This window comes from Glutamicibacter sp. St.4D3 (assembly GCF_059728615.1).
The window spans coordinates 684,075-708,773 of the sequence record NZ_AP039380.1 but is presented as its reverse complement, the minus strand read 5'-3'; the positions used below and the strand labels follow the sequence as shown (position 1 = coordinate 708,773).

At 66.6% G+C, this 24,699-nt stretch carries 23 protein-coding genes and 1 tRNA gene; 10 read left to right on the top strand and 14 right to left on the bottom strand.

Annotation, left to right across the window (positions count from 1 at the left end):
• Window position 1: 1 nt before the first annotated feature.
• Window positions 2–1,621: an LCP family protein gene (locus AC6I21_RS03275; RefSeq protein WP_138925733.1), complete on the top strand. Its 1,620-nt coding sequence runs from the start codon at window positions 2–4 to the stop codon at window positions 1,619–1,621.
• Window positions 1,622–1,693: 72 nt separating this feature from the next.
• Complete coding sequence (gene manA / locus AC6I21_RS03270) at window positions 1,694–2,905, top strand: mannose-6-phosphate isomerase, class I (RefSeq protein ID WP_497763101.1); 1,212 nt, start codon at window positions 1,694–1,696, stop codon at window positions 2,903–2,905.
• Window positions 2,906–3,029: 124 nt separating this feature from the next.
• On the opposite strand, the gene glpX is transcribed toward manA, so the two are convergent.
• Complete coding sequence (glpX, locus tag AC6I21_RS03265; protein ID WP_138173619.1) at window positions 3,030–4,064, bottom strand: class II fructose-bisphosphatase; 1,035 nt, start codon at window positions 4,062–4,064, stop codon at window positions 3,030–3,032.
• Window positions 4,065–4,270: 206 nt separating this feature from the next.
• On the opposite strand from glpX, the gene AC6I21_RS03260 reads away from it, so the two are divergent.
• The 3 genes from AC6I21_RS03260 (at window position 4,271) to AC6I21_RS03250 (ending at window position 7,158) form a co-directional block, all read left to right on the top strand.
• Entirely contained in the window at window positions 4,271–4,927 is a 657-nt protein-coding gene (locus AC6I21_RS03260) for a DUF4245 domain-containing protein (RefSeq protein WP_054821267.1), read from the top strand.
• 73 nt (window positions 4,928–5,000) lie between these two features.
• Window positions 5,001–5,630, top strand: coding sequence for a carbonic anhydrase (locus AC6I21_RS03255; RefSeq protein ID WP_138173614.1), 630 nt, complete (start codon window positions 5,001–5,003; stop codon window positions 5,628–5,630).
• Window positions 5,631–5,745: 115 nt separating this feature from the next.
• Entirely contained in the window at window positions 5,746–7,158 is a 1,413-nt protein-coding gene (locus tag AC6I21_RS03250; protein ID WP_138173612.1) for a class II fumarate hydratase, read from the top strand.
• 80 nt (window positions 7,159–7,238) lie between these two features.
• Here the strand turns inward: AC6I21_RS03250 and AC6I21_RS03245 are convergent, their stop codons facing one another.
• Window positions 7,239–7,706 carry an NUDIX hydrolase gene (locus AC6I21_RS03245; RefSeq protein ID WP_054821268.1) on the bottom strand — a complete coding sequence of 156 codons (468 nt, stop codon included), beginning with the start codon at window positions 7,704–7,706 and terminating at the stop codon, window positions 7,239–7,241.
• 4 nt (window positions 7,707–7,710) lie between these two features.
• Entirely contained in the window at window positions 7,711–8,265 is a 555-nt protein-coding gene (locus AC6I21_RS03240; protein ID WP_171021096.1) for a prepilin peptidase, read from the bottom strand.
• A 153-nt stretch (window positions 8,266–8,418) separates the two neighbouring features.
• Here AC6I21_RS03240 and AC6I21_RS03235 point away from each other — a divergent pair, with 153 nt between their 5' ends.
• Window positions 8,419–9,258 (top strand): hypothetical protein, encoded by an 840-nt coding sequence (locus AC6I21_RS03235; RefSeq protein WP_138173608.1) that lies wholly within the window; start codon window positions 8,419–8,421, stop codon window positions 9,256–9,258.
• On the opposite strand, the gene phoH2 is transcribed toward AC6I21_RS03235, so the two are convergent.
• From phoH2 to mca, 6 genes are all read right to left on the bottom strand, one after another.
• Window positions 9,255–10,568 (bottom strand): RNA 5'-3' helicase PhoH2, encoded by a 1,314-nt coding sequence (gene phoH2, locus AC6I21_RS03230; protein WP_249354215.1) that lies wholly within the window; start codon window positions 10,566–10,568, stop codon window positions 9,255–9,257. The two genes, AC6I21_RS03235 and phoH2, sit on opposite strands and share 4 nt — an antisense overlap.
• 353 nt (window positions 10,569–10,921) lie before the next feature.
• Entirely contained in the window at window positions 10,922–11,713 is a 792-nt protein-coding gene (locus AC6I21_RS03225) for an isoprenyl transferase (protein WP_138173604.1), read from the bottom strand.
• Between the two features lie 126 nt (window positions 11,714–11,839).
• Window positions 11,840–13,999, bottom strand: a complete 2,160-nt coding sequence (locus AC6I21_RS03220; RefSeq protein WP_497763100.1) for a thioredoxin domain-containing protein — start codon at window positions 13,997–13,999, stop codon at window positions 11,840–11,842.
• Window positions 14,000–14,101: 102 nt separating this feature from the next.
• Entirely contained in the window at window positions 14,102–14,299 is a 198-nt protein-coding gene (locus AC6I21_RS03215; protein ID WP_138925724.1) for an LPXTG cell wall anchor domain-containing protein, read from the bottom strand.
• A gap of 141 nt (window positions 14,300–14,440) precedes the next feature.
• Window positions 14,441–14,722: a hypothetical protein gene (locus AC6I21_RS03210; protein ID WP_138173600.1), complete on the bottom strand. Its 282-nt coding sequence runs from the start codon at window positions 14,720–14,722 to the stop codon at window positions 14,441–14,443.
• Between the two features lie 62 nt (window positions 14,723–14,784).
• Window positions 14,785–15,678: a mycothiol conjugate amidase Mca gene (gene mca, locus AC6I21_RS03205; protein WP_138173658.1), complete on the bottom strand. Its 894-nt coding sequence runs from the start codon at window positions 15,676–15,678 to the stop codon at window positions 14,785–14,787.
• Window positions 15,679–15,870: 192 nt separating this feature from the next.
• Here mca and AC6I21_RS03200 point away from each other — a divergent pair, with 192 nt between their 5' ends.
• The 3 genes from AC6I21_RS03200 (at window position 15,871) to AC6I21_RS03190 (ending at window position 18,347) form a co-directional block, all read left to right on the top strand.
• On the top strand, window positions 15,871–16,281 hold the full coding sequence (locus AC6I21_RS03200; protein ID WP_138173598.1) for a DUF4307 domain-containing protein: 411 nt from the start codon (window positions 15,871–15,873) through the stop codon (window positions 16,279–16,281).
• A gap of 328 nt (window positions 16,282–16,609) precedes the next feature.
• Window positions 16,610–17,113: a transcription elongation factor GreA gene (greA, locus tag AC6I21_RS03195; protein ID WP_396277975.1), complete on the top strand. Its 504-nt coding sequence runs from the start codon at window positions 16,610–16,612 to the stop codon at window positions 17,111–17,113.
• A gap of 265 nt (window positions 17,114–17,378) precedes the next feature.
• Window positions 17,379–18,347 carry an IS481 family transposase gene (locus AC6I21_RS03190; protein ID WP_497763099.1) on the top strand — a complete coding sequence of 323 codons (969 nt, stop codon included), beginning with the start codon at window positions 17,379–17,381 and terminating at the stop codon, window positions 18,345–18,347.
• Here the strand turns inward: AC6I21_RS03190 and ilvA are convergent.
• The 3 genes from ilvA to AC6I21_RS03175 form a co-directional block, all read right to left on the bottom strand.
• Window positions 18,344–19,615, bottom strand: a complete 1,272-nt coding sequence (ilvA, locus tag AC6I21_RS03185; RefSeq protein ID WP_360028488.1) for a threonine ammonia-lyase — start codon at window positions 19,613–19,615, stop codon at window positions 18,344–18,346. The two genes, AC6I21_RS03190 and ilvA, sit on opposite strands and share 4 nt — an antisense overlap.
• Window positions 19,612–20,940, bottom strand: a complete 1,329-nt coding sequence (locus AC6I21_RS03180; RefSeq protein ID WP_497763098.1) for an AI-2E family transporter — start codon at window positions 20,938–20,940, stop codon at window positions 19,612–19,614. The genes ilvA and AC6I21_RS03180 overlap by 4 nt, the downstream gene beginning before the upstream one ends.
• 118 nt (window positions 20,941–21,058) lie before the next feature.
• Window positions 21,059–21,871: a Bax inhibitor-1/YccA family protein gene (locus AC6I21_RS03175; RefSeq protein WP_138173592.1), complete on the bottom strand. Its 813-nt coding sequence runs from the start codon at window positions 21,869–21,871 to the stop codon at window positions 21,059–21,061.
• Window positions 21,872–22,198: 327 nt separating this feature from the next.
• Between AC6I21_RS03175 and AC6I21_RS03170 the strand changes: the two genes are divergently transcribed.
• Complete coding sequence (locus AC6I21_RS03170; protein WP_497763097.1) at window positions 22,199–22,846, top strand: hypothetical protein; 648 nt, start codon at window positions 22,199–22,201, stop codon at window positions 22,844–22,846.
• A 162-nt stretch (window positions 22,847–23,008) separates the two neighbouring features.
• Here the strand turns inward: AC6I21_RS03170 and AC6I21_RS03165 are convergent.
• Window positions 23,009–23,093 (bottom strand) — tRNA-Leu (locus AC6I21_RS03165).
• Between the two features lie 139 nt (window positions 23,094–23,232).
• Window positions 23,233–24,600, bottom strand: a complete 1,368-nt coding sequence (locus AC6I21_RS03160) for an NAD(P)/FAD-dependent oxidoreductase (RefSeq protein WP_446754726.1) — start codon at window positions 24,598–24,600, stop codon at window positions 23,233–23,235.
• Between the last annotated feature and the right edge of the window lie 99 nt (window positions 24,601–24,699).

Genomic DNA, 24,699 nt, shown 5'->3' with positions numbered 1-24,699 from the left:
TATGGGTTCTGCCAGCCATCGTGCACCCGGCCTGCTGCGCCAACCGGAAACACTGTCCTCGCCGGCGCGCTCCAAGCGCGCCCTGATCCTGGTCCTGCTGACCATCGTGTTCCCCGGAAGCGCCCAGCTGATCGCCGGCAACCGCCGCCTGGGCCGCTTCGTGGTGAGCCTGACCATGCTGTGCTGGCTGGCAATCCTCGCCCTCGTGGCGATCTACTTCATCGACTACTCGATCCTGCTGAACTGGGCCGGGCATCCGAACTTCCAGCTGTTCCTGATCATCGTGCTCTCGGTGCTCGCCGTGGGCTGGCTGATCATGTTCATCAACACGCTGGTAATCATCCGCCCGAAGCTGCTGGCCCCGGGCATGCGCGGGATCGTGGCGCTGTTCCTGGTGCTGGCGGTCGCCGGCACCAGCGGCATCTTCATCTACGGCGCCTCGCTGCTGAACACCGGGCGTGAGACCATCACCAAGGTCTTCGACGAGGGCCCGGCCTTCGACCCGGTCGACGGGCGCTACAACATCGCCATCCTCGGCGCGGACTCGGGCGATAACCGTGACGGGGTGCGCACCGACTCGATGGCGCTGCTCTCGGTGGACGCCAAGACCGGCAAGTCGCTGATGATCTCCATCCCCCGCAACTTCCAAAAGGCTCAGTTCGCGGCGGACTCGCCGATGAAGAAGGCCTGGCCGAAGGGCTATGACTGCGGCAACGAGTGCCTGTTCAACGCCATCTACCGCGACGCGGTGGACCATCACGCCGACGCCTTCCCCGCCTCGGTGAAGAACGTGGGCGCCCAGGCGGTCATGGATGCCATGGAAGGCACCACCGGCCTGCAGGTGCAGGGCTACGTCATGGTCGACATGGCCGGCTTCGAGTCCTTCGTTGACGCGGTGGGCGGCGTGAAGGTGATTTCCGGGGGCTGGGTGCCCTACAACGGGAAGAAGTGGGAAGGCACCAACATCAACACCCACTGGTTCTCCCCCGGCGAGAAGCACTTCAACGGCAAGCAGGCCCTGTGGTTCGCCCGCTCGCGCGACTTCACCGATGACTACCACCGCATCAAGCGCCAGCAGTGCCTGCAGCAGGCGATCATCGCCCAGATCACCCCGCAGAACGTGCTCTCACGCTTCACCACGATCATGGACGCCGGCGAGGAGCTGGTGGAGACCGACATCCCCGCCAGCCAGCTCGGATCGTTCATCTCGCTGGCCGAAAAGGCCCGCAAGACCCCCTTTGACCGGCTGACCTTGGGGGCCCCTGACTTTGAGCGCACCTTCTCCACCTACCCGGACTTCGACAAGATCCACCAGCGCATCGACGAGATGATCGCCAAGCAGGGCGAGCCGGAGAAGCCGAAGGAAGCCTCCAAGGACCCGAAGAAGGACGAGAAGAAGGACGACAAGAAGGAGGAGAAGTCCTCCACGACCCCCACCGAGTCCTCCGCATCGGCCAGCCCGAGCGACGACCGGGCCCTGTCCACCACCGGCGACCAGGAATTCACCCAGCCCAACGGGGACCCGATCACCGAGGAGTACCTGGTGCAGCTCGAACGCTACGGCTACACCACGCGCATCAGCCAGATCGCGGCGAACAACGACGAGTGCCGGGTTCCCTAAGAAATTTCCCTCCACCCCAAACCGAACCCCGAACATGTTTGTTTCTCCGTGATGAAAGGTCAGCTGACGTACATGTTTCACCTGCACAACAGCATCCGCACTTACCATTGGGGTTCGCCGGACGCTATTTCCTCGCTGCTGGGTCTGCAGACCGACGCGACCCCGCAGGCCGAGCTCTGGTTGGGCGCCCACCCGGGCAACCCCAGCCGGCTGCGCGAGACCGGCCAGGGGCTTGATGAGCTGCTGGCCGACACCCCGCAGCTGCTGGGCCAGGCGGTCAGCGATCGCTATGGCCAGCTGCCGTTCCTGATGAAGGTGCTCGCCGCCGACCAGCCGCTGTCCATTCAGGTGCACCCGTCCCTGGAGCAGGCCGCGGCGGGATTCGAGCGTGAAGAGCAGGCCGGGATCGGGCGGGATGCCGCCCACCGCAACTACAAGGACGCAAACCACAAACCTGAGATGCTCTACGCGCTGGGCGACTTCGTGGCGCTCAGCGGCTTCCGGGCCCCGGCCCAGATCATTGCCGACCTGCAGCGCCTGCAGCCATGCCTCTCCGAGCCGGCCGCAGCCATCAGCCGGGAGCTGGTCGACGTGCTGGACCGGGAGGAGGACCCGCTGGGCCAGGCGCTGGCCCTGGTCCTGGGCGGGGATCAGCGTATCGGGAAACTGGTCGATGAGATGGTCACCGCCATCACCGCTCACCCGCAGCTGCGCCAAGACCGGCAGCTGGATGAACTGGCCTGGGCGGCCGGCTACTACCCGGCGGATCCCGGGGTGCTGGTCACCCTGCTGATGAACGTGGTCGACCTCAAGGCCGGTGAGGTCATCTGCATGCAGGCTGGCTACCTGCACGCCTATTTGCGCGGGGTGGGCATCGAGGTGATGGCCAACTCGGACAATGTGCTGCGCGGCGGGCTGACCAGCAAGCACATCGACGTCCCCGAGCTGCTGGCCATCACCCACACCCAGCCGGGTCAGGCCACCGCGCTGTCCGGCGCGACCCTCGGGCCGGGCAACACCCTGTACACCCCGGACTTCGACGAATTCCAGCTGCAGGTGCTGCAGCTGTCTGCCGAGGGCCGGGCTCAGCAGCTGGCCTGCCACGGGGCCGGGATCGCGCTGTGCACCGGCGGCAGCTTCACTCTGCAGCGCGACGGCCGGCAGCTTCAGCTGCACCGCGGGGACTCGGTGTTCCTGCCGGCCGGCTCCCCCGTGCTGGCCCAGGTGCTGGATGGGACGGACGCGACCCTGTTCCTGGCCAGCGCCCAGACCCCAGGAGACTAAACCTGAGGGCGGCCCCGCCCTCAGGGCTAGGGGCCATTCCCCGCATAATGCAAAAGGCTTCGGCCGTTGCCTTCCGGAAACATCCGGGGGCAACGGCCGAAGCCTTTGATGGTGGCGGGAAAGCCTAGCGGGTGTAGGCTTCCCACTTGTCCTGGGCGTGCTCGCCCTCGACGAAGCGGATGGTGCCGGACTTCGAACGCATCACGATCGACTGGGTGTGGATGCGGTTGTGCTTGTACCGCACCCCGCGCAGCAGGTCACCGTCGGTAATGCCGGTAGCGGCAAAGTAGCAGTTGTCGGAGGTGACCAGGTCGTTGGTGGTCAGCACGCGATCCAGGTCGTGGCCGGCCTCCAGGGCCTTGTTGCGTTCGGCCTCATCGGTGGGCCACAGCCGACCCTGGATGACCCCGCCCAGCGCCTTGATCGCGCACGCGGTGACGATGCCCTCCGGAGTTCCGCCGATGCCCATCAGCGCATCCACGCCGGTCCCCTCACGGGTGGCGGCAATCGCGCCGGCCACGTCGCCGTCCATGATCAGCTTCACGCGGGCGCCGGCCTCACGGATCTCGTTGATCAGCTTCTCGTGGCGGGGACGGTCCAGCACGGTTACGGTAATCTGGCTCATCTTCTTGCCCTTGGCCTTGGCCATCAGGTGCAGGTTCTGCTTCACCGGCAGACGCAGGTCCACCAGCTCGGCCGCTTCGGGCCCGGTGACCAGCTTCTCCATGTAGAACACGGCCGACGGGTCAAACATGGAACCGCGGTCGGCCACCGCCAGCACGGACAGGGCGTTGTTCAGGCCCAGGGCGGTCAGCCGGGTGCCGTCGATCGGGTCCACCGCGACGTCGCATTCCGCGCCGGTGCCGGTGCCCAGCTTCTCGCCGTTGAACAGCATCGGGGCTTCGTCCTTCTCGCCCTCGCCGATGACGACCACGCCGTTGAAGTTCACGGTGGACAGCAGGCCGCGCATGGCGTCCACGGCCGCGCCGTCGGCGGCATTCTTGTCACCGAAGCCCACCCACGGGGAGGAGGCGATGGCCGCGGCCTCGGTGGCACGCACCAATTCCAGCGCCAGGTTACGGTCCGGTTCGGCCTCGGATACCGACAGTCGTGGAGAGAGTTGGGCAAAGTTGTTCTTTTCGGTCACGAAAATTCCCATCGCTTCGGTCGTAAGGTATTGCGCCTATGCAAACATCCCCATCATATCGCTTGGCCGTCTTTAGGCTGAATCACACGACATCACCTGACACACCCGTCCGCCGGGAGAACCGTGCGGGCGGATTGGGGCCTCCCCCGCCGGGGCGGTGGGCGTGTCCTCGGCCACCTTGGTTCGATTTGTGCGCCGGCTTCGGGGAGAATGGTGGGGTGCAGCCAAGCAATGACCAGCAGCCTGAAACCACTCCCACGGACGCCCCGGCGGCGCGCCGTGACCTGAACGACCCCGAGGCGACGTTCGAGGATTTGCCCTACAAGCCGCAGCTCACCCAGAGCCAGGCCAAGCGGGCGAACCAGACGTTCAAGGGGATGGTGCTCTCACTGCTGTTCACGGTGGCGGCGGTCATCCCAATCCTGCTGCTGAACCCGCTGCAGAAGGCCGATGAGGCCGACCGGGCAGTGAACCTGCAGCAGGTCGCCGAACAGGCGGCCCCCGAGGCGAGCTTCGAGCCATGGACACCGCAGCTGGGTGAGGGCGAGTACGCGAACTTTGCCCGCTGGAAGACCTCCCAGGTGCAGGAGGTTTCGTACTGGGAATTTGGCCTGGTGATGCAGGAGAAGGACTTCGTGTGGGTCCGCCAGATCTCCAATGAGCAGTTCAACGCCAGCTGGCTGGCGACCATCACGGACAACGCGACGCCCACCGACAAGCTGAACATTGGTGGGGCCGAATGGGAGCAGCGGACCAAGGACGATCAGAGCTACCTGATCTCCCAGCGCAGCGACTCCACGCTCATCCTCTCCAGCGACACCTCCCCCGAACAGCTGTTCAACCTGGCCCAGGTAGCCACCCAGCAGGTCAAGTAGCACCGCCAGCCCAGGCCCGCCGGCCGCACTCCACCCACCGACTCCGCCCGGTACGCCACCAAGGACCACACCCATGCTCGAACACCACCTTGCACCGCGCCTGAGCCCGCGCCAGGCCTGGCACCTGCTGCGCGAAGGCAACTTCCGCTTTGTCAACGGGCAGACCCGCCACCCGAACCAGGACGGGGCCCGGCGCCAGTCGCTGATCCACTCCCAGGAACCGTTTGCGGTGATCTTCGGCTGCTCCGATTCCCGGCTGGCCGCGGAGATCATCTTCGATGTCGGGCTCGGTGACATGTTCGTGGTGCGCACCGCCGGGCACGTCATCGACACCGCGAGCCTTGGCTCCCTGGAGTACGCGGTGCAGCTGCTGAACATCCCGCTGATAGTGATCCTGGGCCACGACAACTGCGGAGCGGTGACCAGTGCCATGGAATCCCGCCAGACCGGCAACATGCCCCAGGGGTTCATCCGTGATCTGGTCGAGCACATCACCCCCTCGGTGTTCGCCGCCGAAAGCCACAACCTGTTTGATGTGAACTCCACCGTCGTCGAGCATGTCCAGCAAACCTCCGAACGACTCGTGGAGCGCTCGCGCATCATCGGGGACGCGGTCCACAGCGGACGCACCGCGGTGGTGGGCGTGACCTACCGGCTGGCCGAAGGCAAGGCGCAGATCGTCTCCGGCTTCGGCATCTCCTAGTCGAACCCGGTTCCGCGGAAGCACCCCACGCCACACAGTGACCCGCGTCACCACCATGGGTGATTTTTAGACTACACAGTTGTTTCCTAATGCACCTCGCACGTAGCGTTAAGCCATGACCAGTAGTGATGATTTCCGCATTGAACACGACACCATGGGCGAAGTCCGGGTCCCGAAGGACGCGCTGTACCGCGCCCAGACCCAGCGTGCCGTGGAAAACTTCCCGATCTCCGGCAAGCGCCTGGAGTCCGAGCACATCAAGGCCCTGGCGCAGGTAAAGAAGGCGGCCGCGCGCGCCAACCTCGAATTGGGTGTCATCGACGGGGAACGTGCCGAGGCGATCATCGCCGCCGCCGACGCCGTGGCCAGCGGCGAGTATGACGGGCACTTCCCCATTGACGTGTTCCAGACCGGTTCAGGCACCAGCTCGAACATGAACACCAACGAGGTCATCGCCGAGCTGGCCAGCCGCCACCTGGCCGAGGCCGGCTCCTCCACCACCGTGCACCCCAACGACCATGTAAACGCGTCACAGTCCTCCAATGACGTGTTCCCCACCTCGGTGCACGTGGCCGCGACCGCGGCGCTGACCGGCAAGCTGATCCCGGCGCTGGAGGTGCTCGCCGCCTCGCTGGAGGCCAAGGCCGAGGAGTTCAAGGACATCGTCAAGTCCGGACGCACCCACCTGATGGACGCCACCCCGGTCACCCTGGGCCAGGAATTCGGCGGTTACGCCGCCCAGGTGCGCTACGGCATCGAACGGATCCAGGCCGCCCTTCCGCGCGTGGCCGAGGTCCCGCTGGGCGGCACCGCCGTCGGCACCGGCATCAACACCCCGGAGGGCTTCCCGCAGCACGTGCTGAAGTTCCTGAGCGAGGACACCGGGCTGCCGATCACCGAGGCCCGCAACCATTTCGAGGCCCAGGCCAACCGCGACGGCTTGGTCGAGGCCTCCGCGGTGCTGCGTTCGATCGCGATTTCCTACATGAAGATCAACAACGACCTGCGCTGGATGGGTTCGGGCCCGAACACCGGGCTGGGCGAAATCGCGATCCCGGACCTGCAGCCCGGTTCCTCGATCATGCCCGGCAAGGTCAACCCGGTAATTTCCGAGGCCGCCATCCAGGCCGCCGCCCAAGTCATCGGCAATGACACCACCATCGCGTGGTCCGGCGCCAACGGCATGTTCGAGCTGAACGTGGGCATCCCGGTGATGGCTGCGAACCTGCTTGAATCCATCCGCCTGCTGACCAACGTCAGCCAGGTGATGGCCGAGAAGATGATCGACGGGATTACCGCGAACGAGGAGCGCGCCCGTTTCCTGGCCGAGGCGTCCCCCTCGATCGTGACCCCGCTGAACAAGCTGATTGGCTACGAGAACGCGGCGAAGATCGCCAAGAAGGCCGTGGCCGAAAAGCTGACCGTCCGCGAGGCCACCATCGCCCTGGGCTTTGTGCAGCGCGGGGAGATTTCTGAGAAGCAGCTCGATGAGCTGCTGGATGTCTCCACGATGACCGGCAAGCACTAGCCTTCGCCGCTTCGTCTCCCGGCGGCGGGTCGTCACCGACGGCCCGCCGCCGTTTCACGTTCCGGCCCGGTAAGGAGGGCTTAGCCGAAGTAGCCACCCACCCGGGGCGCCAGGGCCCAGCGCAGCGCCCGCTCGTGCAGCGGCGGCAGCTGGGGGTAGGCGTCCAGCGCGAAGTACGCGGTTTCCAGGTTCTCCCCGTCCAACGGCCGGGGCTGGAGCTCATCCAGGGCCTCGGCCCGGAAGACGATGTCCACGTACTGGGCCTGGTCCCCATTCGGGTACTGGGTGGGTGCGGTTACCCCCACCCCGATCAGGTGCGTCACCGCACAGCGCACCCCGGTTTCCTCCTGCACCTCGCGCACCGCGGTCACTGCCGGCTCCTCCCCCGGCTCGATGATTCCGGCTGGCAGCGTCCACAGCCCGTTGTCCGAGCGGCGCACCAGCAGCACACCACGCTGATCGAGCACCACCACTTTCACCCCTGACAGCCAGAGCGGTGCGGTGCCGACATGGTGGCGCAGTGCCGTGATGAATTCGGGGGTAGCCATCCGTTCATGGTGTCATACCCAGGGCGATCGCCGCACCCAGGATCATGAACGGGCCGAAGGGCACATGGGACTTCATGCTCAGTTTGCGCAGCAGCATCCCGCCAAGCACCACCAGGCTGGCGGTGACAAAGGCGAACAGGGTAGCCAGCAGCAAGGAGCCGAGCGAAAAGTAGCCCAGGTTCAGTCCCAGCACGCCGGCCAGCTTCACATCCCCCATTCCCATGGCCCCGCGTCCGAGCACCGCAACCAGCAGGTAGCCCCCGCCCAACAGCAGCAAACCCAGTCCCGCCCACAGCAGGTCGACAACGTTCCCACGCAAAACGCTGATCAGCAGCAGCAGCGCGGCGCTGGCCCCGGCCCACCGCGCCACCAGCCGGTTCGGCAGCCGGTGCACCGCAATGTCGCTCAGGCTCAAGCGAGTACCGAAATACAGGAAGCACAGCACATAGGCGACGCCGGCCATCCACAGCCACGGCCCGTCGGTCCACAGCGCGGCCAGCGACACCCCGGCCGGGACGAACCCGGCCCGGGACGCTTCACCCAGCAGCAGACCCACCATGTACAGAGCATAGGCCGCATTCGGCATTCGCGGGGCAGCCGGCCGGGGGCTGTGCACAATCCGGCCGAGCACGGGACCAGCCCTCCCGGTGCGAATCCCCGCCCCGTCCACCGGCGCCCTTGTCCCGTGGCGCGGGGCTCCTAGACTGGGTGTATGAGCTCCCCAGCGCGCGATCAGTACTTTCCCGGTGGCCGGCTGCCGGATTCCGCGGCCCGCCGGCACCTGCGCGCCCTGGCGCGCTCGGCCCCCTGGCTCTCCAGCAGCCTGCGCTTGAGCGTCGACCTCCCGCCGGCCTACACCCGCGAAGAGCTGGGGCTGGAAGGTGAACTTACGGTGCTACTGCGTTCCCGGGAGGCGGTGGCAATCTCCAACGACCGGGACCAGTTGGTCTTCCAGCGCGAACGCTTCACCCAGGACCGGGGGCTGGACTATGTGGCCGCCACCGCGGCCTCCTGGCAGTTGCCAGCGTCCCTGGTCACCCCGGTGTTCGGGGATGACCACCTGGTGTACCGGCGCCCGGCCATCCAGGGATTTGGGGATCTGTTGCCGCTGCCGTTCCTGCAGGCGGTACTGGACCCCTATGAGTTGGCCGGGGAGGAACCGGCGAGCCTGGAGCTGGCGTTCAACCACCCGACCTTCATCCACGAGCTGCGTGAATCAACCGATGCCCAGGGCCGCCCCGTCCTGGCGGCGGTACTCAGCGCCGGGCACAACTACCGGCCCGCGGTGCCCGGCCATCCGCTGGTTCCCGCCGGAACGCGCACCCTGGTGGAGTTGGACCGGCAGACCGGGATCCTGCTGCGCCGCGAGGTGCTGGACGGTGAGCCGGCGCCCACCCTGCGGGTGCGGGTGCTGGCGCACAACGAGTACTACATCGACTCGCTGTTCACCGCCCCCACCCCAACCCTGGTCGATGTGCGCGCCCCCAGGCCCTGGACCCTGCGCCCGCGAACGGCGCAGGATCCCGGCGGGACCGGGCCGAAGCGGCGTTAGCGCACCTTCGCGTCGAGCATCTCGGTGACCAGTGCCGCGATTGCCGAGCGTTCCGAGCGGGTGAGGGTCACGTGCCCAAACAGGTCGTGGCCCTTGAGCTGCTCCACCACGGCCGCCACCCCGTCGTGCCGGCCCACATGCAGGTTGTCGCGTTGGGCCACGTCGTGGGTGAGCACCACCTTGGAATGCTGCCCGATGCGCGAAAGCACCGTGAGCAGCACATTGCGTTCCAGGGACTGCGCCTCGTCCACGATCACGAACGTGTCATGCAGCGAGCGGCCGCGGATGTGGGTCAGCGGCAGCACCTCCAGCATTCCGCGTTCCACGACCTCATCGATCACGTTCTTGGAGACCACCGAGCTGAGCGTGTCGAACACGGCCTGCGCCCAGGGGTTCATCTTCTCCCCTTCCGAGCCGGGCAGGTAACCCAGCTCCTGACCGCCAACGGCGTACAGCGGGCGGAACACGGTGATCTTGCGGTGTTCGCGCCGCTCCAGCACCGCCTCCATGCCCGCGCACAGGGCCAGCGCCGACTTGCCGGTGCCGGCCCGCCCGCCCAGCGAGACGATGCCCACCGACTCATCGAGCAGCAGGTCCAGGGCGATGCGCTGTTCGGCGCTGCGCCCGTGCAGCCCGAACGCCTCCCGGTCCCCGCGCACCAGCCGGATCGATCCGTCGTGCACCTTGCGTCCCAGCGCCGAACCTCGCACCGAGGTGATCACCAACCCGGTGTTCACCGGCGCGTCGGCCACCTCGGGTGGGGCGTCGAGCCGCTCGGATTCATAGAGTTCGGCCATCGCCTGCGCGTCCAGCTCCAGCTCCTGGATCCCGCTCCAGCCCGAGGAGCGGGTCAGTTCACTGCGGTACACCTCCGCGTGGATGCCGATCGCCGAGGCCTTGATGCGCATCGGCAGGTCCTTGGTCACCAGCGCCACCTCAAGCCCGGCATCCAGGATGTTCTTGGCCACCGCCAGGATCCGGCTGTCGTTGTCGGTGCTGCGCATCCCCACCGGCAGCACTTCCTGGGCGATGTTGTTCAGTTCGATGCGCAGGCTCCCGCCGGATTCCCCCACCGGCACCGCCGTGCCCAGTCCACCGTGCTCCTGAATCAGATCGTCGAGGTTCCGCAGCGCCTGTCGGGCGAAGTATCCCAGCTCCAGGTCCTTGCGCTTATGCTCCAGTTCGGTGACCACGGTCAGCGGGATCACCACCGGATGCTCGGCAAAGTTGAAGATGGCATGCGGGTCAGAGAGCAGCACCGAGGTGTCCAGCACATAGGTCCTGGGGGTTAGTTCGGTCTGTTGGGCCATGACGATCCACCCGTTCTCGAATTCAGCGTGGGGGCTCTCCCCACGCATCAGTGGGAAAAGCCCGCACCGGAATTCCGCTGGGCCGCCGGCAGGCGGCCCCGTCAAACGCGCGGGCAACCATCCAGTGTCGAACCTTTCGTTCGGCCCGGCCGTCCTGGCTGGGCCTGTGTGCCCAGCCTATCCCCGGCGGGGAGTCGAAAAAGCCAACACCAGGTTTCTTTTGGGTATCGATCAGGTTCTGGGCCCGAAGCTCACGCAGATGGCGCTGTCAGCCGCGGGTTTGCCACCACCCCGGCCCGCCGGAGCGGTCTTCGCGGCGGTGGGGGCCGGTCGAAAAAAGGAGATGGGCCGAGTCAGGCCCCGAAGCGGCGCTGCCGGTCGGCGAAGTCCCGCAGCGCCCGCAGGAAGTCGACCCGCCGGAAGTCCGGCCACAGGGCCTCGCAGAAGTAGAACTCCGAGTAGGCGCTCTGCCAGGTCAGGAACCCGGACAGGCGCTGTTCCCCGCTGGTGCGGATCACCAGGTCCGGGTCCGGCTGGCCCTTGGTGTACAGGTAGGCGCCCAGCGAGTCCACGTCCAGGTTGTCCGCGACGTCCTTCAGGGACTGGCCGCGGCTGGCCGCGTCGTTCAGCAGCGATTTGACCGCGTCGATGATTTCGCGCCGGCCCCCGTAGCCGATGGCCACGTTCACGTGCACGCCATTGCGGTTGGCGGTGGCAGCCTCCAGGTCGGTCAGCTTCTGGGCCAGGTCCGCCGGCAGCAGGTCCCGGGCCCCCACCTGCTGCACCTGCACCCGGTTGGTGTGTCCCAACTCGTCGAGCAGGTTGCCGATGATGTCCAGCAGGTCACGCAGTTCGGCCGGTTCCCGGTTCAGGTTGTCGGTGGAGAGCATGTACAGGGTCACGACCTTGATGCCCAGGTCCTCACACCATTCCAGGAACTCCAGGATCTTCTCCGCCCCGGCCTGGTGGCCGGCGGCGGTGGTGCTTCCGGCCAGCTTCGCCCACCGGCGGTTCCCATCGACCATCACACCGATGTGGTGCGGCAGCTTGTCCCCCGGCAGCGACCTGGCTAGCCGGCGCTCGTAGAGTCGATAGGCAAGGGACGGTAGGCCCACCTGCTCCTCCTGACGTGTCCTCTTGTCCATATGGCGTGAAACCTGGCGGCATGCGCGCCGTGCCGTGCGGCACTGTGTCTAAATTTACCGCCTTACCGCCCCGGGGCGTGCATCCGCGCCGCCACACATCGCCACCGCGCCGTCCCTGTTCTCCCTCTACCCCCGGCGCAGCGTCTGGAGCAGGGCGGCCGCGTCGGCCACCGGCGCCTGGCAGGTGGTGTGCCGGCACGGGTAGATGCGCAGGGCGTTGCCCGGCCCGGCCGGCTGCTGCTCGTCGCCGGCCCCGACCGGCAGGCCGAGCACCGTGGCCAGCCTGCGCAGGGCGCCAAGCTGGCGGGGTTCGCCGCCGGAAATGCGCAGGTACTGGATGGGCGAGTGCAGCAGCCCCTGCACCTCCAGCGCGCCGGCCACCGCGGAGGGGAAGCGCGCGGCCACCACAGGGCTGTGCCCCACCAGGGCCTGGGCGGCCTGCATGTCCCGGTCCACCCGCTCTTCGTTGTCAGGCCCGGCGCCGTCCTGGTCCGGCACGGCCATGGTGTGCTGGGCGCGCAGCAGCAGCGCCCGGGCCAGCAGGGAGGAGGCGGCGGGCACCGCGTCATCCAAGGCGGTGGCCGCCGGCTGCTGCCCGCGCTGGGCGGCCAGCGCCGGGTCCAGTTCGCGGGTGTCCCGGGCCAGGCCTTGTTCGTCGATGAAGCCCAGCGCCTGTTCCAGCAGCCGGTCACGGCGCAGGGCCCAGGGGCCGGAGGGCTCGGCGAGCGCCAGGGCCGCGAAGCCCAGGGCCATCCCCGCGTAATCCTCCAGGGTTCCCTCGTTGCCCTGCTCGGCCTGGTTTTCAAAGCTCACCCGGGCCAGGGTGCCGGTGGCGGCGGCAACGTGGATCTCCCACACCGTGTGGGCCACCTGTTCGGCCAGCTGCCGGTGCCCCGGGTTCTCAAACACGATCGCGGCCTGGCACAGCGCCTCGATGGCCAGCCCGTTCCACCCGGCCACCACCTTGCTGTCCCGGGCGGGGGCCGGGCGCTCAGCCACCAGCTCGCGCACCGCCTGCAGCAGCCGCTGCCAGGTTTCGCGCTCGCTCCCGCGGGGCATGCGCAGCAGGGACAGGCAGTAGTGGCCCGGGTCCTCGGCGACCTCGGCCAGCCGGATCAGGTCTTCGGGCAGCGGACTGTCCAGGCCGGCGGCTGCCTGGTCGAACTCCTCGCGGGTCAGCGTGTAGGCCCCGCCCTCGACGTGCTGCCCGTCGCGCAGCGAGTCCGCGTCCCGGGAGGCGGCCAGGGCCCGGTGCCGGTCCCCGCTCTGCCCGGTGAGCATCGAATCCCGCAGCCAGGTGGCGGTGCCGGCGGCGGCGCGGGTGCAGGCCTCGGCCAGCGCTGTCGCGCGCTGGGTCCGGGCGGGGTCCGTGCCGGTGGCCGCCAGCTGGGTGCAGGCCAGCTGGCACAGTCCCAGCAGCCGCAGCAGCTGGGCGTTGTCGTAGAGCATCTTCTCAAAGTGCGGCACCGCCCAATGCTCATCCACGCAGTAGCGGGCGAAGCCTCCCCCCACGTGGTCCTGCAAACCGCCGAGCACGATCGCCTCGGTGGTGGTGGCGGCCGCGTCGAACAGCGGGACCGGCTCGGGGTGGGTGAGCACCTGCTGCCAGAGCACCACCAGTGACTGGGTGGGCGGGAATTTGGGGGCGGGGGTGAACCCGCCCTCGCTGCGGGTGGTCTCGATCCACTGGTGCACCGCAACATCCAGGGCTTGCCCCTCGGCCTGGTTCCCGTCCTGGACCGTGGCGGGATCGGCGGAGAACTTCATCATCTGGTGTTGTCCGCGGCTGAGTTCCACCAGGTGCTCGGCCAGCGCCGCGGCCTGCTGCTCGACCCCCTCACGGCGCTGGGTGTAGGCCTCGGTGACGGCGGTGAGCACCTGCATGAAGGAGGGCACCCGGCCGCGCTGCCGGGGCGGGAAGTAGGTGCCGGCGTGGAAGGTGCGCCCGTCGGGCAGCGTGAACACGGTCATTGGCCAGCCGCCGGCCCCGGTCAGGGCCTGGGTGGCGAGCATGTAGGTGTCATCGACCAGCGGATGCTGTTCCCGGTCGACCTTGATTGAGACGAAATGTTCGTTCAGGTAGGCGGCAACCTGCGGGTCGTCGAACGACTCGCGGGACATGACGTGGCACCAGTGGCAGGCGGCGTACCCGATGGAGAGCATCACCGGGCGGTCCCGGCGCCGGGCTTCGGCGAAGGGCTCGGCCGAGTAGGACCACCAGTCCACCAGCTGGTGGGCGTGCTGCCTGAGGTAGCGGCTGGATGCGTTCTCTAGTCGATTGGCCATACCGGCATGCTACCGCCGGCGGGCCGGCCGCAGGGGGTTGGGCGCCAGCCACCAGGGTTCACCCAGCCCGCCGCACCCACCGTCGTCTCCGGGGCCGTCGGCTCAGGGCCCGTCGCCTCCGGGCCCGACGCCCGCACGGGAACGGCGTCGGCGGCGCGCCAGCCAGATCAGCGTGCCGAGTACCAGCAGGGCACCGAGTCCCTGCAGCCCCGGTGAATCGTCAAAGCCGCCGTAGATGAACGCGGCGATGCCCAGGGCCACCGCCGCCGCGGCCAGCAGCCACAGCAGCACCTGTTTCATGTTGTTCCTCCCCGCCCCGTTCTGCGACCCCTGGAATGTTCCGGCGCCACCGTCCCGGGTCGCCGGTGGCGTTAAATGCACGATCACCGGGGGCGGGCCGAAGCCCGCCGCCCGGTGACCGGATCGCTGGTTGGGGTCAGATCACTTTTCCCGGGTTTTCGGGTCGATCTTCCCGGCGGGCTTCTGCAGCGGCTGCGATTCCCCGCGGGCCACCAGGCGCTGCTGGCGGGATTCGGCTTCGGAGGTGTAGCGCACGCGGCGCACCCGGCGGATCATGTCGCGGATCAGGAAGATCGCGGCGATCACCATCAGCGCGGTGAACACGAAGCCAAGGAAGCCCGGCCCGGTCTGGCTGACCGCGTTGTAACTGGAGGTCGACTCGTTGGCCGGTGCGCTGGCCAACAGCAAGGTCAGATGGTTCACGGGTTAGTACAACTCATTTCTACAGCGTTAGTGCCCTACTACTATCTTAGCGTGGCGGGTCGCTATCTGAGCCCGGCGAACAGGTCGGACTCAGGCAACTCGGTGGGTACCTTGGAGGTGATCAGCGTGTAGTCCTCCCACGGCCAGTGTTCGGCATAGAGGTACTCGGGCACGGCGAAGAAGAAGCCCTCAGGGTCGATCTGCGTGCGGTGGGCCAAAAGCGCCTGGTCACGCTTCGTGAAGTAGTCCGCGCAGTACACCTGGGTCGTCGTGGTGTGCGGGGAGACCCAGCTGAACATCTGGTCCTGCTGGTCCTCCTCCCAGCGCTGCACCCGTTCGGTGTAGGGCGAGTCGTAGCCGGCGTCGAGCATGGCGTAGTGCAGGGTGCGGAAGCGCTCGGGGGCAAAGGCGCGGTCGTAGTACAGCTTGCGCACCTCCCACGGCTGCCCCAGTTCCGGGTACATGTCCGGGTTGTTGGCGTGCTCAAAGGCAAACAGCGCCACCCGGTGGGAGTGGATGTGATCCGGATGCGGGTAGCCGCCGTTTTCGTCGTAGGTGGTGATCACGTGGGGACGGAATTCGCGGATCAGCTTGATCAGCCCGGCCGCGGCAACCTCCACCGGCTGCAGCGCGAACGCGCCGAAGGGCAGTTCGGGCACCGGGTCGCCCTCGGGCAGCCCCGAATCCACGTAGCCCAGCCAGCGGTGTTCGATGCCCAGCACGGCGGCGGCCTCGGCCATCTCCCCGCGGCGCACCCCGGGCAGGTCGCGGTGGGCGTGGGCCAGCTCCCCGGCGGCGGCATTGAGGATGTCTCCGCGTTCACCGCCGGTGCAGGTCACCACCATCACCTCGGCGCCGGCGTCGACATAGGCGGCCATGGTGGCCGCGCCCTTGGAGGACTCGTCATCGGGGTGGGCATGGACTGCCAGCAGCCGCAGTCCCTGGGACGGGGCCATCTTCTTCACGTCGTGACTCTCCACTAAGCTCTTTCCTTTTGCGTTCTCTGGTGCCTCGGGCCGGGGCAAAGCCCGGCGCGGCACCCCGTCATGACAACTCTCACCGGCCGCGGAATATTCCTTCCGCGCGTTGGCCAGTAGACTGGAGACTGGTCCCATTCGGATTGTTGAGAGAGTACCAAGAGGCGCTGCATGTCTGATCCCAGCTTAATGGGTCGTTACCACACACCCAAGAAACGACTGTCGCCCAAGACCCGCAATTGGCTGATTGCCGGGGCCCTGGGCGTGGGCGTGGTGGGTGCGGCATACGCCGGGATCAACAACTTCACCCCGATCTCCTCCCAGGACGTGGGCTTTGAGATCATCTCACCCACCCAGGCCGTGGCCACCGTGGAGGTCTCCTACGACTCGAAGAACCGGGTGCAGTGCGAAGTGCGGGCGATGAACGACAGCTACGCGGTGGTCGGGTTCAAGACGGTGGTCCTGGAGGCCGAGGAGAACCCGCGCCACGTGCAGCTGAAGCTCGACGTCCCGCTGCGTACGGACAACCTGGCCACCACCGCCGGCATCGAGGACTGCTACAAGGTGCCCAAGGACTTCTAGCGCCGCCCGGCCCCGGTTCCAGGGGGTTTTAGGGGCGGTAACATTTCCTGAAAGTTTCTTGCACGGCAGTCGATCTATTGGGTTTATTGCCCGATCGCGACTATCATCGATGAAAGTACGATTCGCCCCGCAACGGCCCAGGGAGTGGACCACGCTGGTTCGCTCCATTGCGTCTGCGGGGTCTTTTGCTTGTGGCGCCCCTGGCGTCGAGCCGGCAGAAACGTAACAACATAGACTTCGCCCGGCGTCCTTCCGTGCATGCGGTGGACGCCGTCGGTGTTCTCCCCTACCGGGTGGAGCGCCGGCAGGGCGAAGTCTTTCACTGATCATGAGGGAGTACAACGTGAGCACCAACAGTAGCGAACCTGTCGTGTGGCTGACTCAGGAAGCCTACGACCGCCTGAAAGAGGAACTGGATTACCTCTCCGGCCCGGGGCGTGCTGAGATCGTCGCCCGCATCGAGCAGGCCCGGTCCGAGGGCGATTTGAAGGAAAATGGCGGATACCACGCCGCCCGCGAGGAGCAGGGCAAGGCCGAGGCCCGCATCGTGTACCTGACCGACCTGCTGCGTCGCGCCCATGTCGGGGAGCCTCCCGCCGATGACGGGGTGGTTGAGCCGGGCATGCTGGTGGTCGCCAAGATCGCCGGCGACGAGACCACCTTCCTGTTCGGCAGCCGCGAGGTCGCTGGCGACAGCGAACTGGAAGTTTACTCGGAGCAGTCCCCCATCGGGCAGGCCATCCATGGTGCCAAGGTCGGCGACAAACTGAGCTACCTGGCCCCCAACGGCCGTGACATCGCCGTGGAGATTGTCTCCGCCAAGCCCTTCTAGCCACGCAAGGGCAGCGAGGCCCAGGACCACGGTCCCGGCCCCGCCCCGCGAAAACAAGCCGCACCCCCGGTGCCTGCGCTTCGGCGCGGGCCCGGGGGTGCGGTCTTTGAGTCGGCTTGCCGCTGTGGCAAGCTCCGGCGTCCGGGCGTGGCTAGGTGTAATCTCCACGGACGTTAGGTACACACGGCGTGGCTAGGTGACATAAAGAAGACCTCCGGGTGAGGTGGAGCTTGTCTAAGAGTTCACTTCTCACCCGGAGGTCTTCATGTCCCACTCTAACGCCTTCCTTGCGCCCAAAGGACGTTTGGAACTAGCTAAGTGCATCGTTACCGATGGTTGGAGCTACCGTCGGGCCGCTGAGCGGTTCCAAGTCGCGGTCAGCACGGCCAGACGATGGGCCGAACGCTACCGGCTCGAGGGCGAAGCTGGCATGCAGGATCGCTCCAGCCGCCCGCACACCAGTCCGGCACGCACCCCGCTACGGCGTGAACGTCGGATCATCTCCCTACGAGTGAATTACCGGTGGGGGCCGGACCGCATCGGTTACAAACTGGGCCTGCATCCCTCGACAGTTCATCGTGTGCTCTCGCGCTACGGGCTATCGAAGCTCACCTGGCAGGACCGGGCCACGGGACGCACAGTACGCCGTTACGAACACGCCAACCCGGGGGACCTGATCCACGTGGACATCAAGAAACTTGGGCGGATTCCTGACGGCGGTGGCCATAAGGTCCTTGGCCGGCCGGCAGGGAAGAAGAACAAGGCTGGCACCCCCTCCAACCGGCGTCCTGGTTACGCGTACCTGCACAACGCGGTCGATGACCATTCTCGGCTGGCCTACACTGAGATCCTCACTGATGAGAAGCAGGAAACCGCGGCCGGGTTCTGGAGGCGGGCCAACGCATACTTTGACTCGGTAGGGGTCACGGTCAAACGCGTGATGACCGATAACGGCTCCTGTTACCGCTCAAAGATGTTTGCCGAAGCGTTGGGCCAGGCCATCAAACACCAGCGGATCCGGCCGTACCGTCCGCAGACCAACGGCAAAGTCGAACGGTTCAACCGCACGATGCTCGAAGAATGGGCCTACGCCAGGCCCTACGCCTCGGAAACCGAGCGGGTTGAAGCGTTCCATGGATGGCTGCACGGCTACAATCACCACAGAGGCCACACCTCGCTCAAAGGTCGACCACCAGCCAGCCGCGTACCCAACCTCACTGGAGACTACAGCTAGGCCACCGAGCCGCCGGCCGAACTGGTTATCACCGGTTCGAAGCCCTCGGCGCGCAGGTTGTTCAGCACCATCTCCGAGTGCTCGTGGCCGCGGGTTTCCATGTCGATGGTGATCGCCACGTCCCCCATGGACAGCGCCCCGCCGATGCGGGTGTGGTCCAGCCGGGTGACGTTCGCATCGGATTCAGCGATGATCCGCGAGATGCTGGCCAGCGCGCCGGGGCGGTCGGGCAGCATCATCCGGATGGTCAGGTAGCGGCCACCGGCGGCCAGGCCGCGCTGGATCACCTTGAGCATCAGCAGCGGGTCGATGTTTCCCCCGGAGAGGATCACCGCGCAGTTCTTTGATTCAATGCCGTGCTTGGCCAGCAGGTTTTCCATCAGCGCCGCCACCCCGACCGCGCCGGCCGGCTCCACCACCAGCTTGTTGCGCTCCAGCAGCACCACCAGCGCCTGGGCCAGCGCATCCTCGGAGACGGTGACCACGTCATCGACCAGCGCCTTGACGATCTGGAAGGGCAGCTGCCCGGGGCGGCCCACCGCGATGCCGTCGGCGATGGTGTGCACCGTGTCCAGCGGCACCAGCGCGTCGGCGGCCAGCGAGGGAGGGTAGGCGGCCGCATTCTCCGCCTGCACCCCGATCACCTTGATCTGCCGGCCCAGCTGGCGCGCCTTTTCCTTCAGCGCCACCGCCACCCCGGCCAGCAGCCCGCCGCCGCCCACGCCCATCAGCACGGTGTCCACCTCCGGCAGCTGCTCCAGCAGCTCCAGCCCAATGGTCCCCTGCCCGGCGATGATGTCGGGGTGGTCGAAGGGGTGCACTAATACCGCCCCGGTCTCATCGGCGTAGCGCTGCGCCTCGGCCAGCGCCTCATCGACGGTGGTGCCGTGCAGCACCACATCGGCCCCGTGGTCGCGGGTGGCGGTCAGCTTGGGCAGCGCCACCCCCACCGGCATGTAGATTCGCGCCTTGATGCCCAGGTGGCTGGCGGCCTGGGCCACCCCCTGGGCGTGGTTGCCGGCCGAGGCCGCCACCACGCCGCGCGCCTTCTCGGCGTCGCTGAGCTTGCTCATGCGCACATACGCCCCACGCACCTTGAAGGAGCCGGCGCGCTGCATGTTCTCGCACTTGAGGTAGACCTCCGAGCCGACCTGGCGGGAAAGCATCCGGGAGTGTTCCACCGGGGTCAGCGAAATGATCGGGGCCAGCACCTTGCGGGCGGCCTCGATGTCCTCCAGGGTGACGGGTAGCTGTTGCACTGTACTCACGGTTGGTCCTCGTTCGGTTCGGGTTCATTCCGTTCCCCGGGCGGCGGCTGCACGGCCGGGACGGGGGTTGCGGTGTCTGAAGAGCCGATGCCTGCGGTGGGTTCACGTTCGGGTTCCGTCGGCCGGGGCGCGGGTTGCTGCGGCCCGTAGTGTTCGGTCACGAACGGGTCGTGTTCCCACGACCGGTGGGCGATGTACTTGACCATCGAGTTCAGCACCGCCATCAGCGGCACCGCGAACAGCGCCCCGGGGATCTGCGCCACCATGGTGCCTCCGGCCACGGCCATCACCACGGCCAGCGGGTGCAGGCTCACGGCCTTGCCCATGATCAGCGGCTGCAGAATGTTGGACTCGGCCTGCTGCACCGCCAGCACCACGGCCAGCATGATCAGCGCGTTCACCCAGCCGTTGGCCACCAGGGCCAGCAGCACCGCGACGGCGCCGGTGAACAGCGCGCCGAGAATCGGGATGAACGAGCCCAGGAACACCAGCACGCCCAGCGGCAGGGCCAGCGGAACGCCCAGGAAGAAGGCCCCGAAGCCGATGCCGACCGCGTCAATGAACGCCACCAGCACCTGGACCCGCACGTAGCGGATCATCGAGTTCCACCCGCGGGTCGCCGCCCCGTCCATGGCCGGGCGGGCCCGGCGCGGCAGCAGGTTGATCATGAACGTGCCGATCTTGCGCCCGTCCAACAGCAGGAAGATCAGCGCGAAGATCGCCAGCAGGATCCCGGTCAGGATCTGGCCCAGCACCGATCCCCAGCTCAGCGCCTCGCTCAGGATGTTTGAGGCGTTCGAGCGCAGCTGCAGCAGCGCGTCGTTGACCACATTGGCCAGGTCGTCGTTGCTCAGCTGCAGCGGCCCGTTGAACAGCCAGTCCTGCACCTGGTAGATGCCGATGACGGCCTGGTTCCACAGGGCGCTGAACCCGGTGCTCAGCCGCTGGCCGACCATCGTCAGCCCGGCGGTGATCACCGCCAGGAAGCCGATCACGGTGATGCCCACCGCCAGCCCCCGCGGCACGGCCAGACGGCCGTGCATGAACTCAACCACCGGCCCGAGCAGGCCAGTGAGGAGCGCGGCGACCATCAACGGGATCAGCAGCAGCGAAATCTTCGACAGCAGCCAGATGACCACGCCGACGGCGAGCACCACGACCAGGAACCGCCACGCCCAGGACGCGGCGATGCGCATGCCGTAGGGCAGGTCCTCACTATCACGGAAGGCCGCCGGTCCCGGCGCCAATTCCTCAATGGCGGAGGTAGGAGCGGACGGTGGAGCCACCCTCAAACGGCGCGCCCACGAAAACATCCTGCTCTTCATGGCTCTAAGCTACCCTTTCGTTTCACGGCTTCCGTGGTCTATGAACCGATTGTGACAAAAAACCGGAAGCAGTATCCAAATTTGATACCGCTTCCGGTTTGAGCGCTCAATATGATTATTACTGTTCGCGCAGAATAGACAGAATGCGCAGGATCTCCACGTACATCCAGATGAGGGTCATGGTCAGCCCGAACGCACCGCGCCAGGCCATGATGGCCGGGGCGCCGCGGTTGGACAGGTCCTCGATCATGGTGAAGTCGGAGACCAGGGCGTAGGTCGCCAGCAGCACCGCCAGCACGCCAATGGCTAGGCCCAGCATGCCGCCGCCGGCGCTGCGCAGGCCGAACATTCCATCAACCGCGCCGGTGAGCATCAGCACGAAGTTCAGCAGCGAGAAGACCAGCATGCCGATCATCGCGACGAAGAACATCTTGTTCAGCTTCGGGGTCATCCGGTACTTGCCCGAACGGTACAGCGCCAGGGTGGTGGCGGCCACGGCAATGGAGGCGACCAGCGCCTGCACGGCCACGCCCGGGTAGAGCGAGTTCAGGGCCTGCGAGAGACCACCCAAGAACAGACCCTCTGCCAGCGCGTAGGCCAGGATCAGCGGCGGGGAGGGCATCTTCTTGAAGGCGTTGACCAGGCCGAGCACCAGCCCGACGATCGCGCCAACAAGCATCAGGGCCGGGAACATCCAGCCGATGCCAGCACCCACAGCCACCAGGGCCAGGGTCAGGATGGTCTTGTTAATGACATCGCCGATGGTCATCCGGCCGGTATCGGCACCGGTGGCCGATGGCTGGCGGTACATATCCTCCAGCTGGCTAGCGCTCATCTGCGGAGCGTTCTGGAAGCCCACAGGATTCTGGGACTGCTTGGTGCCCCAGGCCTGGGCCTGGTTCTTGGAGTCGAAGATCGGGTTTCCGTTCAAGGTCTTTTCCCCTCAATTAGGTCAAGTCGCGAAGCGTCGGCGAGGGTGCCTCGTTGCTACTTAACGACAGTTGCTTTAAGACTACGTCAGTTCGTGTTCCCGGCGCTCATTCCTACGGATGAGATCACCATCGGAACCCTGAAATGGCAGTTCACTTGCAGGTGCCACATAATGGATTCACAGGCTCACGCGTTCTCACCGGCTGGCTCGCAAATCCGCTGGCAGCGGCGTCGTGGTGGGTGGATCACTTCCTCGTGCCGCGCGGTTGCCAGCTGCCGGTCGGCAGGGACCCGTGAGCAGCCGGTACGTCACTGGTTGGAGGGTTCCTTGTCTCGTCGCGTCAAGCGCATCGCAGGAAACATCGCCGTCCTTGCGTCGCTGACCGCGATCCTCCTGCTATTGATATCAAGCACCATGTCCGACGAATTCCTGCGCAACGATCCCGCGCTCACCGCCGAGGCGAACGCCGGGACCCCCATTGTCCCTACACGCAACACCGCCGCGGCTTCGGCCCCCGCATCGGCGGTGCCACGGACCGCGAGCGAGCTGGAGCGAGCTCGTTCCCGGGCGCTGGCCGAGGGACGGTCCGAGGCCGCGTGGGACAAGCAGTGCATTGCCTGGCAGGTCCCGCAGGCGGCTACGGATCCGCAACGCTGGGCGAACCGGATGGGCCAGCAGTGGCTCGAGGCTCACCGGGCCCGGTGCCCTGATGCGATCACCATCCCGCACTATTTCGTTGACTCCTGGTCCGCAGGTGAGCTTGGAACGCTGCGGATTCGCGTGGAGGACGCGGCGGTCTTCGCCGCGTGGCCGGGACCAGCGGCAAGTGCGATCCTTGAGGACATTGCGCGGGATTTCATGGAAAATCTGGCACCTGCCAGCCCTGAGCTGAAGACCGTTGAAGTGGCCACCGGCAACGGTCAACACCGGGCCTACTATGACAGGACGACATGGGCCAAGGCGCAGGACTTCTAGCCCACCACCAACACAGCCCCGGCCGCAGAGGCTCGGGCTGCGGCGCCCGGATGCCGGATCGAAGTACCTGGCAGCGTGCACCGGCATGCTCCTGAACCTGCCACAGAAAACAACAACGCCGCTACCGCCCCGCGAAAACCGGGGATGTAGCGGCGTATCTTTTGGTGCCCCCAGTGGGACTCGAACCCACAAGCCTTGCGGCAGCTGATTTTAAGTCAGCCGTGTATGCCAATTCCACCATAGGGGCCAGCTTGAAAAATCCTACGCGATGTTTTCCCATTTTCTGAAATTTCGCCGGAACGGCAAGGATCGGTGGGCCGGCGCCTGTGGCGTCGGCCCACCGTCGGGTCAATCATCGCTTGATGCAGCCTTCTTCGGCCGGCAGGCTACTTCTTCGGCTTGGCCGACTCCTCGAAGGCCTTGCGCGGATTCTGCATGTTGTTCAGCTGCAGCGAATCGCGGTTGAAGAACAGGGCAACCATCCAGTCGCCGAGCACGCGGAACTTGCGCTCGAAGGTCGGCATTGCCATGCCGTGGTAGCCGCGGTGCGCCATCCAGGCCAGCCAGCCGCGCAGCTTGATCGACTTGATGCGCGCCACGCCCTTGTTGCGGCCGAAACCGGCAACGGCACCAAGGTTCTTGTGCTTGTACTCCTTGATGGTGCCCACGCCGTAGCGGGCGGCGTACAGGTTCTTGGCCAACAGCTTGGCCTGGCGCACGGCGTGCTGTGCGTTGGGCACGCAGGTGCCGTCGGGCAGCCCGCCGGTCACATCCGGCACGGCCGAGACGTCACCGGCCGCCCAGGCGCCCTCCACCGGGTCGCCGTTGGCGTCCTTGATGCGCAGGTCGGTGCGGGTCTCGATGCGGCCGCGCTGTTCGATCTGGAAGTCGGTGGAGCGAACCATCGGGTTGGCCATCACGCCGGCGCACCAGATCAGGGTGTCGGCGTCGAATTCGCCGGCCGGGGACTTGTCGCCCATGTTGATCAGCTTCAGGGTGCCATCGGTGGCGTCGGCCAGCGAGGTGTTCAGCAGCACCTCGATGCCGCGGCTGCGCAGGTGCTCGACAACCCAGACGGCCTGGTCCTCGGTGACCTCGGGCATGATGCGGCCCATGGCCTCGATCAGCACGAAGCGGGCTTCGTCCTGGCCGATGCGGTCGTTCAAGGAGATGGCGTAGCGGGCCATGTCCTCGATTTCGGTGATCGTCTCGATGCCGGCGAAGCCGCCGCCGACGACCACGAAGGTCAGCGCACGCTTGCGCTCGGCCGGGTCGGTCATGTTGGAGGCCGATTCGATGCGCTCGGAAACCTGGTTGCGCAGCGCGGTGGCTTCCTCGATGGTCTTCAGCCCGATGCCCTCTTCGGCCAGGCCCGGGATGGGGAAGGTACGGGTGACCGAACCGGCGCTCATCACCACGTCGGTGTATTCCAGTTCGAAGCTTTCGCCGTTGACCGGGTCGATGACGGCCTTCTTGCTGGCGTGGTCGATGCTGGTGACCCGACCGTTGATCAGTTCCGAGTCCTTCAGGTGCTGGCGGTGCGAGACCACGATGTGGCGTGGTTCGATGCCGCCGCCGGCCACCTCGGGCAGGAACGGAAGGTAAGTCATGTAGGGGTTGGGGTCCACCACGGTCACAATGCCGCCGTGGGCCTTGACCTTCTTCTGGAGCTTCTTCGCGACGTACAGACCGACATAGCCGCCGCCGACAACGAGAATGCGTGGACGCTTCTGGGAGCTTTCGATGATTGACATATGGCCGATTCTACGCGGAAAAACCAGGTTAGTGAAAACATTCACTAACCATTGGGAGGGAGATTGGCCACCCGGTGTTGTGACCGGTTCGCCCTTGGC

What these genes read in the sequence shown, in the direction of transcription:
- AC6I21_RS03275 (WP_138925733.1), top strand. Translation starts at nt 2, where the DNA reads ATGGGTTCTGCCAGCCATCGTGCACCCGGCCTGCTGCGCCAACCGGAA.
- manA (WP_497763101.1), top strand. Translation starts at nt 1,694, where the DNA reads ATGTTTCACCTGCACAACAGCATCCGCACTTACCATTGGGGTTCGCCG.
- glpX (WP_138173619.1), bottom strand. Translation starts at nt 4,064, where the DNA reads ATGGGAATTTTCGTGACCGAAAAGAACAACTTTGCCCAACTCTCTCCA.
- AC6I21_RS03255 (WP_138173614.1), top strand. Translation starts at nt 5,001, where the DNA reads ATGCTCGAACACCACCTTGCACCGCGCCTGAGCCCGCGCCAGGCCTGG.
- AC6I21_RS03250 (WP_138173612.1), top strand. Translation starts at nt 5,746, where the DNA reads ATGACCAGTAGTGATGATTTCCGCATTGAACACGACACCATGGGCGAA.
- AC6I21_RS03245 (WP_054821268.1), bottom strand. Translation starts at nt 7,706, where the DNA reads ATGGCTACCCCCGAATTCATCACGGCACTGCGCCACCATGTCGGCACC.
- AC6I21_RS03240 (WP_171021096.1), bottom strand. Translation starts at nt 8,265, where the DNA reads ATGGTGGGTCTGCTGCTGGGTGAAGCGTCCCGGGCCGGGTTCGTCCCG.
- AC6I21_RS03235 (WP_138173608.1), top strand. Translation starts at nt 8,419, where the DNA reads ATGAGCTCCCCAGCGCGCGATCAGTACTTTCCCGGTGGCCGGCTGCCG.
- phoH2 (WP_249354215.1), bottom strand. Translation starts at nt 10,568, where the DNA reads ATGGCCCAACAGACCGAACTAACCCCCAGGACCTATGTGCTGGACACC.
- AC6I21_RS03225 (WP_138173604.1), bottom strand. Translation starts at nt 11,713, where the DNA reads ATGGACAAGAGGACACGTCAGGAGGAGCAGGTGGGCCTACCGTCCCTT.
- AC6I21_RS03220 (WP_497763100.1), bottom strand. Translation starts at nt 13,999, where the DNA reads ATGGCCAATCGACTAGAGAACGCATCCAGCCGCTACCTCAGGCAGCAC.
- AC6I21_RS03215 (WP_138925724.1), bottom strand. Translation starts at nt 14,299, where the DNA reads ATGAAACAGGTGCTGCTGTGGCTGCTGGCCGCGGCGGCGGTGGCCCTG.
- mca (WP_138173658.1), bottom strand. Translation starts at nt 15,678, where the DNA reads ATGGCCCCGTCCCAGGGACTGCGGCTGCTGGCAGTCCATGCCCACCCC.
- AC6I21_RS03200 (WP_138173598.1), top strand. Translation starts at nt 15,871, where the DNA reads ATGTCTGATCCCAGCTTAATGGGTCGTTACCACACACCCAAGAAACGA.
- greA (WP_396277975.1), top strand. Translation starts at nt 16,610, where the DNA reads ATGAGGGAGTACAACGTGAGCACCAACAGTAGCGAACCTGTCGTGTGG.
- AC6I21_RS03190 (WP_497763099.1), top strand. Translation starts at nt 17,379, where the DNA reads ATGTCCCACTCTAACGCCTTCCTTGCGCCCAAAGGACGTTTGGAACTA.
- AC6I21_RS03180 (WP_497763098.1), bottom strand. Translation starts at nt 20,940, where the DNA reads ATGAAGAGCAGGATGTTTTCGTGGGCGCGCCGTTTGAGGGTGGCTCCA.
- AC6I21_RS03160 (WP_446754726.1), bottom strand. Translation starts at nt 24,600, where the DNA reads ATGTCAATCATCGAAAGCTCCCAGAAGCGTCCACGCATTCTCGTTGTC.